This is a genomic window from Duganella radicis (assembly GCF_009720825.1).
In the GTDB taxonomy this organism is placed as follows: domain Bacteria; phylum Pseudomonadota; class Gammaproteobacteria; order Burkholderiales; family Burkholderiaceae_D; genus Rugamonas; species Rugamonas radicis.
The window spans coordinates 1-16,328 of the sequence record NZ_WNKY01000001.1 but is presented as its reverse complement, the minus strand read 5'-3'; the positions used below and the strand labels follow the sequence as shown (position 1 = coordinate 16,328).

Here is a 16,328-nt window from a genome sequence, read left to right as displayed (position 1 = left end):
TTTCCCTAAACTTCTCTAAAAATCCCTGGATACATTGTTTAGAACGGGCGTCATGGACAGTTGCCCCAATAGACAAACGCGGCATATGCCGCATTCAGGCGAGAGAATACGAATGGTAGCGATTGTTAGCGGAAATGGTCTTGGCTTGGCAACGGGTTCGGGCGCAACCCTGGGACAGTTGGGGGTGTTTGGCAATGCCAACCTGGGCAACAGCAAGGAAGCGGCGTATGTCAACGTCGCCACTGGTAATCTGGTGCTTCAGGATCAAGACGACTTCGTCGCCTCCATCGCCGGCAATATAGCGATGACGCGTACCTACAATGCACAGGGTAGTTACAACGACGGCAATGGCAACAGTTGGAGTATGGGACTGGTCAAGCAGATCACCAACTTGACGGGTACCGCCAACACCGCAGGCAGCACAGTCACCCGGATTGATGGCGACGGCAGCGCGGCGCTCTATACGTTTGACGTCACATTAGGCAGTTATGTCAGTTCCGATGGCGCTGGCGGCTACCACTATCTGACCATGAATGATAACGAGTATGACCATAGCTGGAAATGGGCAGCTGACAGCCGCGACGATCCTAGCTTCCGCGAGATCTACGACGCTCTTGAAGATGGTGGCCGTATTTTCCTCAGAGGCGATTTCGAGCGCTATAACTATTATGCTTATCAGTACGACGACCTTGGCCGCCTGACCGCAATCGTCGGTGCAGGAGATGCCCTAGCCACTTTCGAATACGACACTAACAACGACCTGAGCCAAATACAAACTTTCGGCGATACCGGTGCCACCACGCGTACCCATTACGCATACGACAACCTACACCGTCTTACTCAAGTCATCACCGACCTTTCGCCTGACGACAATAGCATTGCTGATGGTAAGGTCTACACCACGACCTACAGCTATAGCGACAACGCCAGCAACCAAGTTGCCCGTGTGACTCAAAGCGACGGGACGACGCTGTCGTTCACCTATGTCCAGGTCGGCGGCGTATCGAAGATCGCCAGCGTTCAAGATGGGCTGGGCCAGACCACCTTGTTCGCCTATGCCGCAGGGCAGACCACGGTGACCGATCCACTGGGCAATCGCAGCGTGTATACCTACGATGCTACCGGTCAGCTACTCAGCGTCACGGCGCCGGCCGTGGGCACGGCTCCAGCCCAAGTCACCACATTCAGCTATGACGCCAAGGGCAATGTCCTCAGCGTGACAGATGCACGCAATCAGACCACCTCATACAGCTACGACGCCAACGGAAATCGCGTCATGGAAACTAATCCTGCCGGCGACGTTATCACCCGTAGCTACGACCCGGTCAGTAATAATCTGCTGAGTGAAACACGATGGCCGGAGGGGAATGTCGCGACGGTTCAACAGCCGTCCCCACCCGCCCTGACCACGAGCTATGTTTACAATGGTCACGATGAACTGCGTTTTGTGGTCAGCCCAACAGGGCGCGTTCGAGAGTACACCTATGACGACAACGGGCTACGCCTGAGCGCAATGGAATATGCCGATGCTCAGCTTCCGGCCGGTACCGCTTTCACTCAGATGGCATTGATCAACTGGGCTGCCGCATTGCCAGTTACTTCGACCGTTAGCCGCACCGATTACAGCTATGACGCACGTGGTCTAGTCAGCAAAACCAGCAGCTACGTCAGCACGCGCCCGCCAGCGACGGCGGCCACAATGCCCGCCACGTTACCAACCGGTATTGCGGGCAACAGTAATAACTTGGTTTTCACCTCGACCCGAACGAGCACGGTCTCCAGCCCTTCCCTCAGCGGTATGCCAAGTCTGCCGCTTGGTACCGATCTGCAGTTCGACGTGACGACACCAGCAAAAATAACAGCTTCCTTGCTCAGCATGGGACTCGACAGTAGCAGCGCCCCATCCAATGCCCAAAGCTTGCGCGTCTATTTCGACATCAATGGCATTGAACTCCGGTCCCAGACTGGTTCCGGCGGCGCCTATAGTTACCCCTTTGGGCCCGCCGAGCCCAATACGACCTACACCGTGCAAGTGGCCACCCAAACGAACGGCCAAAGCTATATCAAGGTCTATAAAAAAGGCGCTGACCCTTCGAAGGCGACGAGACTCGACCTTACCTTCTCCCCTGGCGCAACGCTTCGCCTCGGAGCCTCCACCTATAATGGTCCGAGTGCCGCCGGCGGCGTCGCAGGCGCGACCAACTCCATCACGGTCAGCAATATCACCACGCGCGCGCCAATCGTCATCGCTCCTGCCACCGTCACCACCCGACAGTATGTCTACGACGCGCATGGCCAATTGCTGCAATCGATAGACGGCAACACCAAAACCAGCGCCAGCTACACCTACGATGGCCTGGGTCGGCAACTGACGGTGACCGACGCCTTGGGCAACGTCAGCCTCACTACCTACGACGACGCAAACAACCGCCGCCAGCTGACGCTCGCCAACGGCCTGGTCACCCAGACCAGCTACGACGCCGCCGGCAACCTCACCACCACGAGCCATGCCGATGCAAACGGCGCCGTGCTGTCGGTCGCCCGGAACTTTTACGACATCGACGGCCGCCTGCGGCAAAGCAACGGCCCGGACGGCAGCACGTACTTTCTGTATGACGCCGCCGGCCGCCAGAGTGCGAAGATTGATACCAACGGCAACCTGACGGCGTATTACTACAACGCCGACAACCAGATCACACGCACGATCCAGTACGCGCGTCCGGTCAACGTGGCACAACTGCGCGACGCCAATGGCAACTGGCGCGAACTCAGCGTCGCCGATCTGGGCGCCGATGCCTCCGACGCCAACAACCGCAGCACCTGGGACGTCTACGACAGCGCCGGTCGTTTGTCCCAAAGCGTCGATCCTACCGGTGCGCTGACCAGCTATGAGTACGATCATGCCTCCCGCGTACTGAGGGTGAACCACCGCGCCACCCGCGTCGATCTGGCGCCGCTGGCCGGAAACAACGTGCCGACCAGCGTGGCCGAGAAAATCGCCGCCAACGATCAGATCACCCGTAACTTCTATGACACCGACGGCAATCTGGTCACACAGATCGATCCGGCCGGCTATGTCACCGAGCGGCGTTTCGATGCCATGGGACGGTTGATCGAGACGATCCAGCACATCAACCAGCTGAGCGCTGCGGCGCAGAGCGGAGCGTTATCGACAGTGCTTGCCCAAGCTGGCGGTATTGCCAGCCACGAACGCTATTTTTACAACTTCGAGGGCCAACTGGCCGGCACGCTCGACAACGCCAATTATCTGACCGAACTGAAGTACGACCTCAACGGCAACGTCATGAGCCGCCGCCATTACGGGGTTGCCGTCACCAACCCCAATGCGGCCAAAATGGCCGACCTCGGCTTCTCCGTCAACAACAGCGTCGACCTGGTGACCAGCTACACTTACACCACGCGCAACCAGTTGGAAACGGAAACCGCGCCCGGCGGCCTCGTCACCCGTTACGCCTACGATAAGCTGGGCAGGCTGACCGAAACCCGTGTCGGCAGCGGCACCACGCGCGCGCGGCAAGAGCGCTACGACCTCCAGGGCAACCTCACCGCCGAACTGAGTGCGGAGGGCGTCGCCGCATTGGATGTCGCTACGGCGACACAGGTCGAGGGCATCTGGCAACGTTACGCCACCCACTACACCTACAATGGGAACGGCCTGCGCCTCAGCGCCACCGATCCGCTCGGTAATAAGACCCTCTATTATTATGATGCGCAGGGCAAGCCGATCTACACCATCAACGCCGCCGGCGAGGTAACCGGCCTGACCTATACCGTCTTCGGCCAGGTCGACCGCAAGACCAGCTACGGCGCCCGCATCGACGCCGCCACCCTGAGCGGCCTGAACGGTGGGCAGAACGACGCCGCCATCGCCGCCGTGGTAGCGCATCTGGCCTCAAGCGGCGCCGACAGCGTGACACGCTACGAGTACGACGGCGACGGCCACCAGACCGCCGTCGTCGACGCCATGGGCAACCGCAGCACCACGCATTATGACGCCTTCGGCCAAGTCGACGCCACCGAACAGCAGAGCGTCCCCAACGCCAATGTGCCGTCTGCGGCGACCAATCCCGGCGGGCGTAACTTCTATGACCTCGACGGCCGCCTCAAGGCCACGCTGACCGCCGGCGGCAGCCTGACGGCTTACACGTATGACGCCCTGAACCAGCTCACCGACCGCATTACCTACGCCAAGCCGGTGGATTTCACGATCACGTCGGCCAACCTCAACACGCTGCTGGCCGATCCAGGGCAAGCCGATCCGGCGCAGGACAGCCATCAACGCTTCTTCTATGACGCGCGCGGCCTGGTGACCACCCAGATGCAATCCGAAGGCGTCGCCGACGGCAAGGTGCAGTGGTCGGTGACCAAGAAGGATTACGACGCCAATGGCAACCTGATCAGGAATACCGCTTACGCGACGCTGCTGCCGACCGCCGATGCCTATCCCGTCGCCGCCGCTGCAACCCCGAGCGGATCGGACAGCATTGTCGTCTACGCCTATGACAGCGCCAACCGCCTGGCTGCCACCGCCACCGCGCAGAACACCCCCACCCCGACCGGCGGGCGCAGCGGGACGGTGGCCCGCATCGAGTCCGATGTCCGTAACTGGTCCGTGGTCCGCAACACTTATGACGCCTTGGGCAACCTGAGCGCCACCACTGCCTACGCCACGCCCTACACCGGCGCCGCGCCGGCGAGTGCCACGCTGCTGACCTATGCGGCAACGGCGGCGGGCGACGCCACCACCTTCTACACTTATGACAACGCCAACCGCGTCAAGACGACAGCGGTAACGCAGAACATTGTTAACGGCAAGGTGCAGTGGGCCATCACCGGCCGCAGCTACGACATCGCCGGCAATCTCAGCGCCACCACCCAGTACGCCACCGCGGCAACGACCAGCTCGGCTTCGGTCTATCCTGTCGCCGCGCCGGTGACCGATCCGGCGCGCGACCGCACTACAACCATGACGAGCTACGACGGCGCCGGGCGCCTGCTCAGTAGCACCGACGCGGAAGGCACGGTCAGCACATTCCAGTATGACGCCAAAGGCAACCTGATTCAAAGTAGCGTCCTGGGCGCGAACCGCGCGGACGACCGCGTCGTCCGCACTGTGTACGATCTGGACAACCGTCCGCAATACGACATCGACAGTCTCGGCGGCGTGACCGAGCATCGCTATGATGCCCAGGGCAATGTCGCGGCCATCGTGCGCTACGCCACGCCGATCAACGCCGCTCTGGTCAGCTCGCCGCTGGTTGGCGAGCGCGCCACCAGCGTGCAGAACCAATTGCCCAACAGCGGAGACGACCGCGTCATCACTTACGTCTACGACCAGAATCAGCGCCTGCGTTTTACCATCGACGGCGCCGGCTACCTGACGGAAAACCGCTACGACACCCTGGGCCGCGTTACGCAGCGTCTGACATATCCGAGCCTGGTGCCGCATGCCGATAACAAGCTGGCCACGCTCACCGCTGCGGTCGCGTCGGCGTCGGTGGCCGCCAGCGCGCGCGGCGCCGTTTACGCCTACGATGCGCAAGGCAACGTCATGAGCGTCACCGACAAGCTGGGCTTCGTCGAAAAATACACCTATGACGCGCTGGGCCGCAAGCTCACCTACACCAACCAGCTGAACAACGTCTGGACTTATACCTACGACGGCGCCGGCCGCGTGCTCACCGAAACCGCACCGGCCGTCAACGTCTACCCGACCGGTTCCGATGCGAGCACGGCGGGACCACTCACCGCGCTGGTCACGAGCTATGTGTACGATGCGCTGGGCAACCTGATTTCTCGCACCGAAGCCAAGAACACGGCACAGGCGCGAACCACCAGCTATGCCTATGACCTGGTCGGCCATCAGGTGCGGACCACGCAACCGGCACTGGCCGTCTACAACGCGGCGGCCACGGCCGACGCCACCGGCCGCACCGAAGATGCGGCCGCCACCCACAGCGTCAACGTCACCTACGACATGCTGGGCAACGCCGTCGCCAACACCGACGTTGGCGGCGCCACCAGCTACAAGGTCTACGACAAGCTGGGCCGCGTGCGCTACGACGTCGACGCCATGGGCTATGTGACCGGCTACGAGCGCAACGAATTCGGCGACGTCACCAAACTGACCCGCTACAACGACGTCCTGCCCAACCTGGCCACCTTCATCGCCGACGCCAGCGCACGCACGCTGGCGGCCGTGCGGCAGGATCTGGACCTGAGCAAGAATCCACGTCCTCATCCGGAACTCGACCGCGTCGTCAGCACCAGCTACGACCAGATGGGCCGCGCCACCAAGGTCAGCGAACCGCAGGCCACGGTGTACGACCAGTTCGGCATCAACGGCCAGTACACCTACCTGTCGGCCCGCACCACCGAGACCCGGTACAACGCCTTTGGCGACACTGTCCTGCAATCGGTCTACGGCGCCTACCACCTGGGCGACGGCGGCACTGGTAAAACCTCGCCCGCCAATACCCGCTACTACTTCGACCAGGACGGGCGCAAGAAGGCCCAGATCAACGTCCTGCGGGAAGATACCGGCGGCAAAAAAGGCTACCTGACCACCTACATCTATGACGGCGCCGGCAACATGCTGTCCCAGCTGGACAGTGCCACCGCCACCACCTCCTGGAACGATGCGGACTATGGCACCATCCCCGCCGGCGTCCCGGCCGACCGTCAGGTCAGCTACGTCTACGACGCCGGCAACCGCAAGGTCAGCGAAAACCACGTCCAGGCCCAGGCCAACGCCACCTTCGGCGCGCAAGGTGCGGACATCGTCACCAGCTACGCCTACGACGCCACCGGCAACCTGACCCAGACCACCGACGCCAACGGCATGGTCACCATCAATTACTACGATGCGCTGGGCCGCTTGACCGGCATCGCCGAAGTGGCCTCCGTCACGCTCTCGCCCGGCACGGCCTGGCGCATGCCGATCACCGAGCTGCGCCTGGACGCCTACGGCAACACCGTGGTGCGCGTCGACTATGCCATGGGCAATACCGCCACCGGTTTCACCGCCGCCATCGGCACCACGGCCGCCACCCGCGCCATCCCGTCGTCCATCGCCGCCGATGACCGCGTCACCCTGGTCAGCTACGACCTCGCCGGCCACGCCACCAAGGTCACGGATGCGGAAGGCAACGTTTCCTACAACTCCTATGATGTGTACGGCCGCCTGGCCAAGCACTGGCAGACCGTCACCAACACCCTGCCTTCGGGCACGGTCACGGAAACGGCGTTCCAGATCAACACCTACGACCAGCTGGGCCATCTGATCAACATCGAAACGCCGGGCAATGTGGACCTGGTCACCAATGGCGCCACCAATCCGCCCGCCACCGTCGACACGATCCAGAGGTTCACCTTCAACGCCTTTGGCGAAGTCACCACCCATGTCACGGGACGCATCGATGGCGGCGGCGTCATCCAGACGGAAAAGACGGAGTACGACAACGCCGGCCACGCCTGGCGCAGCAACGCGGGCGACGGTGTCACCAAAGTTACCATGTTCGACGCGCAGGGCAACGCCACCGTCATCATGCGCAGCAGCGCCACCGGCGCCGATCCGCTGAAGGGGATCGCCCGCGCCAGCGATGCGCTCATCATGAACGACATCCAGCGCACCGACACGCGCTACGACCTGCTGGGCCACGTGGTGGACGTCAACAACCTGCACGGCAACGACCTGTACTACCTGTACCGTCAACCCGACGGCAGCTGGGCCAAGGACATGCTGCCGCCGCAGCAAAACGACACCAACAGCTTCCTGGTGATCGGTGAACCCGGTGAGGCCAGCAACGCGTTCGCCGTTCAGTACCGCCTGCAAGGCAGCGACGCCTGGATGTCCGCGCCCTCGCGCGTGCAGAGGGTGAATGGCTACACGGTCTTCAGCATCAGCGGCCTGACCAGCGGCAGCTATGAATATCAGGTCACGGTCACGCCGGTGGGCGAGCCGGCCTACACGCGCGACGGCGGCCAACTGACCATCCAGTCGGCCACCAGCAGCGCCAAGGCCGAGCAGCTGATTCGCATGTACCGGCTGATCCTGGGCCGCGCACCGGATGCCGAAGGACTGGCCAACTGGATGGGCCGCCTCAACGACGGCGGCACCATGGCGCAGGTCGCCGAGGCAATGCTGGCGGCGGTAAAAACCGATGGCATTCATCCGCAGTCGTTCGGGCCGGGCGACAGCAACGACGTCATTCTAAGCGCCATCTACCAGAACGCCTTCGGCGTCGCTCCCGATCCGCAATCGGCCGACTACAAGAACTGGCTGGCACGCATGAACCTGACGGTGGTCACCACCGCCGTCAACCCGCAGAACAGCAGCCAGATCGTGACTGCCACCACCGACAACCGGGCCCAAACCATTGCCGACCTGGCACAAGACGCCGCCGTCAAGGCGCGCCTGAAGCCGCAGGTTGATGCGCTGTACAACTACATGGTCGTGCAAGGCGGCGGGATCTCCAACGGCGCCTACAGTGGCGTCACCAACTCCGTCACCTTCGCCGCCAAACTGGTCGCGGACGCGATGTCGGGCAGCGTTGACGCCATCGCCGAGGGCACCGCCCAAGCGGCGAAGGAAAATCAGCCCGCGCGCATTGCCCACATCTTCATCGGGCTGCTCGGCCGCGCTGCGGAAAAGGACGGTTTCGACTTCTGGCTCAACAACCTCAATCAAACGACGATCGAAGCGGTCGCCAACGACTTCTTCACCCAGGACGAGTGGAGAGCGATACAGCCCAATCCGGCCGTCAACGCCCAGACCAACGATCAGCTGATCAACCGCGTATTCAACAACCTGGTGGGCCGCGCGCCGACCAGCGACGAGCGCACGCTGTGGACGGCCAGGCTGAACGCCGCCCCCTCCAGCGCCAACTACATCTCGCGCGGCGCCTTCGTGGTTCAGCTGTCCGATCAGATCGCCAACTACATGGGCAGCGACAACAGCAAGCTGCTCGACCGCGGCAACCTGTACAACAAGACCGTCATCAGCCTGGGCTTCGCCCAGATGCCGCAGTTGAGCCAGGATGTGCCGACGCTGATCGCCGTGGGCCAAGCCATTCTGAGCGGCATCAGCCCGAACGCCACCGTGGCCAACACGGTCAGCCAGGTCATGCTGTATGTGCAGGCCATGAAGAGCTCCGCAGCCGGCTACAGCGGCGCGGCTACCGCCGGCGCCCTGGCCACGCCGCGTGAAAACGCCCAGTTGCAGCTGGCGCGCCTCTACGCCGCCGTGCTGAATCGCGCCCCGGACAACACTGGATTCAACTACTGGCTGAACCAGCTCACCAGCGGCACCAGCAGCTTTGAAGCGGTCGCCAACAACATGCTGCAAGGAGAAGGCGCGGCCGCCTACCCTGCCAGCCTGTCGCCTGCCGACTTCGTGCAGAAAATCTACCAAACCGCCTTTGGCGTTCCCGCCACCAGCCACCAGTTGATCCAATGGACCGACGCACTGGCAAGCAAGACGCGCGGCGCCGTGGTGCTCGACATCCTGACCGCCGCCATTGGCGGCGGCATCTTCGTCGACCAGAACGGCGTCGGCTATCTCAACAGCAAAGTCGGCGTTGGCCTGACCTACGCGCTCAACGCCGGCGGCAACGACCTGGCGGAAGCCGCCAAGGTCACCGGCCTGGTGAGCAACACCGGCGGCACGGTCGATATTTCCGCCGCCATGAAGGAGGTCTACAACAACACCGCCGCGCTGATGCTGGCCAACGCCGTGGCCACGGCCAACGCCGCCAACTCGGCAGCCACCCTGACCAGCAACGCCCTGGCGGCCGCCCAGACCCTGAGCGCGGCCAACAGCAGCGTCGATAGTGCCACCACGGCAGCGGCCAAGGTGCCGATGGCCAGCTACGCCCTGCGCGCCGCGCAGCTGTACGCGGCCTTCCTCAACCGGGGCGCCGCCGGTGTCGACGGGCTGGATCTGTCCGGCTTCATCAACATGAGCAAGGGTTTGATGAACGGTACCAGTGACGCGGCGGCGGCCCAAGGCATGATCGATTCCAATCCGGAAGGCCAAAAGCTGTTCCCGCTCGCCATGACCGGCGCGGCCTTCGTGAGCGCGCTCTGGCGGCAGATGACCACCAGCACCCAGTCGCCAAGCGGCGTACCGCTGTCCGCCGCCGACCAGGCCACCTGGACCGCGATGGCGTCCAGCCGCGGCCAGTTCGGCGCCACGGCCATAGCCATGCTCAACAAACTGCTGCTGGTGCAGCGCTCCGACATCAACGCCGATCCATCCAACCCGGCTGAACTGTCGGCGCGCCAGGGCTTCGACACCCGCCTGGCCAACCTGCTGAATGGCCTGCGCACCCAGGCCGACAGCGCCGCCACGCTGGCGGTAACCGCGCTGAACGCCGCCAACGACGCCCAGAACAAGGCCAGCGCCGCCACCCTGGCGGCCAATGCGGTCACTGCCGCGCGCGCGGCCGCCAGCGGCTCCAACTCAAGCTACGTGCTCGACGTGGCCCGCCTGTATGTAGGCATCCTTAACCGCGGCACTGGTAATATGCCCAACGGCACCGCGCGCGCCGGCCTTGATTACACCGGCATGCTCGGCTCTGCCTTGGCCGACAAGCAAGGCTATTCGCTCGCCGTCCGTGCCCAGAACTTCATTGATTCGAGCGAAGGGCAAAAGTTCTTTGGCGGCGGCGCGTATGGCCCTGTCCTTAGCAATCAGCAGTTCGTCGACAAGATTTTCATGCAAGTACTGGGGCGTCCGGCCGCCGCCACCAACGTCTGGCTCAGCGCCTTGAACGGAGGCCAAAGCCGCGGCGCCATCGCCAGCGGCATCATCCTCGACATCACGGAAAACACCGTTCAGCAAGCCAGCGAGTTCGACGCCGCAGCCGCTTTCGACCAGCGCGTGGCCGATGCCCTGACCGCCTTCAACAACGATCCCGCCACGGCGGCAGGCATCGCCAAGAGCAGCAGCGACGTCACGGCGGCGTCCACCAAGTTGAGCAACGCAAACACCACGCTGCAAAACACGCCCAACCCGACCAGCGCGCCGGCGGTGGTGGCGGCCCAGCAGGCCAAGGATTACCTGGCCTCCCCTAACACTGCCAATTTGATCAAGCTGCTGGTCGGCTTTGGGAGGCCTGCGGACTACAACACGGTGGTCAACTATGTTGAGCAGATGAAGGCCGGCACCGCGACGTTCGCCTCCATCAGTGCTGGCTTCAGCCTGCCGATAACCGACCTCGCGGCGTTCTACCGGAACCTATTCTCTCAGATCCTGCACCGCGACCCTCAACCCAGCGGCTTGGACGGGTGGGTCAGCAGCACCAGGCAGCAACAGCAAAACGGCAATCCCAACTACAGCAATGCCGGTTTTCTCGCCTACGATTTCTTCACAGCTTGCCAGGCCGAGTTGTATGGCACAGCGGCAAGCTTCCCGACGCGCGTGCGTTCCAACTTCCCGGGCGAGGTATCGGCCGTTCAAACCCCGGATAACAACCAGGCCAGCGCCCTGGCAGCGGGCTACGACACGGCACTAGCCAACGCTCAACAGGCTCTGGTGTCCCGTCCGCACTACGGACACCCGTTTTTCAAGTGTCCAAAGACCCCATTTTTTTGATGGGATCTTTGATTTTTGTTCGCGTACAGGCCCCAAAAGCCGGTGTGCGGTGAATGTCTGCCTTCAAAACAGGCAGCAGGGTGATGAATGGCCGAGCTTACCCTCGGCCACCTGCGTCCGTGCAGATCTTTAACAATTCGAGCATGAAGGCTAGTGGCGCAACACCATGCCCCGCAACCGTCCTCCCCATGCACTAAAGGAACACGATGCACGTGGAGCCGTCCTCCATGGATCGACACCCTGCCAGGCTTGCTGCGGCGTCTGCCCACCCAAATGCTGATGTGGGCGCGTGACGTTGTACCAGAACTGAAACGCTGGCAAAGCACTGCGCAGATGATGTGCGTCCCGTATCAGATAAGCGGAGAGGCTGCGCTTAAAGGTTCCAAACAATCTTTCGATATAACCGTTTTCCCATGGCCGTGCTGGACGTGAATGGCGCAAGCCGATGCCGCACCACTGTAAGATCCGTTTCACCATCGCGCTGCGAAATACCGGATGGTTGTCGGTCTTGATCATCGCCGGCGCGCCAAACGTTCCGATGGTCAAAAACAAGCACCCTAGAAATGTCCAACGATTAAAGCGCTGCACATGCCGCAGCATCAGGTTGAGCCGGCTTCCGTGATCAATCGCGCCCAGCACGATCCGCTGCACGCCCAGCGCATCCGTCACGGTGGTGCTGTCGACACCCCACATGTGGTTGTTCGGTATCCGTGCCGGCACCACATGTTTCAATTCACGCTGACGATGCAAGGCGCGGTGCGCTTCCTTGATCAGGAGTTCCCGCACCCAGGTGCGGCCGACCGATACCCCTGTCTCGGCAAGGTGAAGCTGGTTGAACAGGTCCGCCAGCTTGCGGTGCGACAGGCCGTGGCGCTCGTGTAATTCCAGGACGCGATGCCGTACCCACGCCGCCTTCCTGGCGCGCAGGCCGGTAACCTTTAGCGCCCTGCCCGAGCTTCGCCGCCGCCAGACCTGGCGCCGGCCGACATGATGGCTGAAGCACAGGCCGATCAGAAATCTCCAGGCCATGCAGACGATGCAAAAGATCATAACGATGCCATATTGACGTTGACATCAATTTATCCAAGTATTGCAAGCGATGTTTAGGCTGCGAAGAATTTCAGGCGTCCGCCCCCTTTCACCACCGATCTGCAAAGCAAGCTGAGCGACGCCCTGCACTACTACATCGGCCGCTCCGCCGACGGCGTCGACAGCACCACTACCGCCACCGCCCAGCTGCACACGGCCCCCAACGCCATCGAGGTCGACCGCTGGGGCAACGTGCTGCGCCAGTACGACGCGCGCGACCGCAACTGGTACACCGCCATCGACTACAACGATGCCGGCCAGGCCATCCGCACCGTGCGCACCGGCATGACGCAGGACATCGACGGCGCCGTCAGCGGCAACCGGACGCTGACCACCGCCGCCAGCTACGACAAACTCGGCCATGTGCTCTCCACCACCGACGCCAAGGGCTACGTCAACCGCTACGCCTACGATGGCCAGGGCACGCTGTGGCAGGAATTCCACGCCGATACCGTCAGCAGCGCGACTCCCGGCCTGGCGACGGTGTCCTACTATAACGACGCCTTCGGCCAGCACCTCCAGGTCGTCGAGAACGCCAGCGACACCGCTTTCGTCGCCACCCAATACACCTTCGACCGCCTGGGCCACCAGAAGACCCGCACGGTGGGCAACGCCACCGCGCTCAACGTCTCCAGCTTCGACGGCGTCAGCGAGACCCGCTCCAGCGGCGCCGTCACCGAGACCTACGGCTACGACCAGCTGGGGCGCCGCGTCAGCGACACCCTCGGCACCACCGCCGCCGGCATCGCGGCCGGCCCGACGCTGCGCGTGCGCTACGACCTGGGCGGTAATATCGTCAGCACCATCGACGGCAACGGCCTGGCCACCCACACCGCCTACGACGCCCTCAACCACAAGGTCGGCGCCCTGCTGGCCAGCGGCGAGCGCGCGACCTGGCAGGTGGACGCCTTCGGCCGCATGCTGGCCCAGACCGACATCGCCGGCAACAACAGCTATTTCGCCTACAACGCCGGCGGCCAGCTGACCCACCAGTACAGCCTGACCTGGGACGGCGTTGGCCGCCAGGACCAGGCCTACACCTACGAGGACGGCACCGGCCGCCTGCTGCGCATCGACCAGAGCATCAACCACCTCGGCGATCCGGTGCAGCACGCGGTCACCACCTACAGCTACGACCTCGACGGCAACCGCGTCAGCGAGAAGACCATCGCCGCCGACGGCCACGCGGTGCAGGACCAGGTCATGCTGTACGACGGCTTCAACCGCCTGAGCAACATCGTCTCGCGCGTGACCAACGCCGCCTACAACGTCCACTACACCTACGACGACAACGACAACCGCCTGCGCGAGCGGACCACCTTCGTCAACGACAAGGGCGACGCCAAGACCGTCGACGTCAACTACGGCTACGACAGCATGAACCGCGAGACCCGCGTGGCCGGCACGGTCCACACGGCGCCGGCCAATCCGGCCGCCGCGGCGGGCGACGTCGCCATCGCCAGCCACGTCATCACCTACGACTGGCGCGGCAACCGCCACACCGACAACGGCGACACCTACAACTACGACGCCGCCGGCCGCCTGGCCGGCATCGTCAACAGCGGCGGCGCCAGCTACCGCCGCTACGACCTCGCCGGCCGCCTGGTGTTCTCCTCCGACAGCGGCGCCGACGAGTCGCGCCTGAGCCAGTACGACACCGGCGGCCGCCTGGTGCTGCAGCGCGTGGCCAACGCCGCCAACACCGCGCTCCGGCAGACCATCCGCTACACCGTCTACGACAACCTCAACAACGTGCTGCAATCCCAGGTCACCCTGGCCGACGGCAAGACGGCGCAGACCACCAACACCTACAACGAGCGCATCGGCACCGGCCACCTGCTCGACACCTCGACCGTGCAGACCAGCGGCAGCACCCAGATCCGCTCCAGCCGCCAGACCTACGACGTCAACGGCAACCTGCTGCGCGTGCAACAGTTCGACGACGCCGCCCAGACCCAGGCCAGCGTCAACGGCCTGAGCACCTTCATCAACGACGCCAGCGGCCACGTGCTCGAGCGCGCCCAGGGCGGCGTGGTCACGCACAGCCTGTTCGCCAACAACGAGCTGATCGGCAGCAGCGGCGCCGACGGCGAGAGCTTCAGCAGCGTCTACCAGCCGGTCACCATGTCGGCCCAGTCCGGCGTCTACAGCGTGCAGAGCGCCGGCGAGACCCTGTTCAGCATCGCCAAGGCCCTCTGGGGCGACGAGCGCCTGTGGTACCTGATCGCCGACGCCAACGGCGGCATCGGCAACACCGGCCTGCAGCCCGGCCAGCAGTTGGTGATACCGCACCGCATCAACACCATCTTCAACGGCGCCCGGTCGTTCACGCCCTACAGCCAGACCGACGCCGTGAGCCTCAACTGGGTCGGCACGGCGCAGGCGGCCAACAGCGCCGCCCAAGGGGGCGGTGCCGTCATGGGCGCGCTGGACGGCTTCAACTGGGCCGGCGCGGCCGCCAGTGCGTTGGGCCAAAATGGCGGCTATTTCGCAGGGGATGCGCGTCAGCAGTACGTGTATGACCTCTACTCGATGCGCATGCGCACCGGCAATCTCAGCAACATGGGGTCGTCGTTGCAGGGGACATACGTCATGGAGGCGCCGCCGTTACACGACAAATTCTTCTATAACCCTACTTCCGATTCCGACCAGGCGCGCTCTGACGCGCAAGCGGCGGCCGCTGTCAGGGCGTTCCCGCAACTCCCCGGCCAGTACCTGAGAAGCGCCCCCGGTACCCCCGACTACCTCGGACGGCTGGAGGCGAATGATTTCCAAACCATGACGGACGCGTTCGGCAATGCGCTGGGTAGCAGCCTGGCCGAGAACTTCAATAACGGCGGCCGCCTGCTCGCACCACGCCCGGTCAACTATTCCACCAGCATCGAGCCGGTCACGTTCGATGCTCCGCAGGTGGATCTGACACAGACAATGGCAGGCATGGCTCCGATCACCACCGACGCTGGCAACCTTGCCGCAGCGTTGAAGGAATTCGAGCCGTCGTTCCTTGATCGCAACGCAACCGCTCTCGCCGGACAAAAGGCAGCTGCCGACAACGCTGCATACTTTGCGGCTGTTGCCCAAGAAAATGGCCAGCGCTTGGCGAATAACGTCCCGAATTTGCTCTCGAATGTTCCTCTACCACCTGCATTCTATGACCAAGCGAATCCGTTGGGTCTGCAAACCTCGTCGGTTCCACCGGTGTTGAGTCAGATGGAGATTTGGAAACAACAAGCGCAGCAACCAATTGGGCCTCAGTTTGTTCCGCTGAATGATTCGGTTGATCCGTCCTACCAGCGAACCACAAATCGACTGGAGACAGTTCTTTTGGGGCAGTTCCCTGGGGCAAGTCTCCCAGGCGCTATCGCTACTTGGGCAGGACAGAGTGAATCGCAGATTCACGCCGCCAATCAGGTGGGGGGATCGATTGCAGGCGTCGAAATGGCACTCTCCGGTATTCAGCCGCGTCAGCCAATTAGCGTCGGGCCAAGGAGCTTCTGAATCGCCCCGGGTTTGAAGGAGGCTCCAACATTTGAGAAAATGGAGCCACCATGAAAAAATCAGTCCGATATTCCCCCGAAGTGATGGAGCGCGCCGTGCGCATGGTCCAGGAGGCCGGCAGCGA

3 protein-coding genes are annotated in these 16,328 nt (G+C 63.1%); 2 read left to right on the top strand and 1 reads right to left on the bottom strand.

Going from position 1 to position 16,328, the window contains the following annotated elements:
- The first annotated feature begins 145 nt into the window (after positions 1-145).
- On the top strand, positions 146-11,617 hold the full coding sequence (locus tag GM676_RS00015; protein ID WP_170304178.1) for a DUF4214 domain-containing protein: 11,472 nt from the start codon (positions 146-148) through the stop codon (positions 11,615-11,617).
- 150 nt (positions 11,618-11,767) lie between these two features.
- Here GM676_RS00015 and GM676_RS00010 read toward each other — a convergent pair whose 3' ends face one another.
- Positions 11,768-12,667 (bottom strand): integrase core domain-containing protein, encoded by a 900-nt coding sequence (locus GM676_RS00010; protein WP_155461334.1) that lies wholly within the window; start codon positions 12,665-12,667, stop codon positions 11,768-11,770.
- Positions 12,668-12,898: 231 nt separating this feature from the next.
- On the opposite strand from GM676_RS00010, the gene GM676_RS00005 reads away from it, so the two are divergent.
- Positions 12,899-16,204: a LysM peptidoglycan-binding domain-containing protein gene (locus tag GM676_RS00005; protein WP_155461333.1), complete on the top strand. Its 3,306-nt coding sequence runs from the start codon at positions 12,899-12,901 to the stop codon at positions 16,202-16,204.
- Positions 16,205-16,328 lie beyond the last annotated feature (124 nt).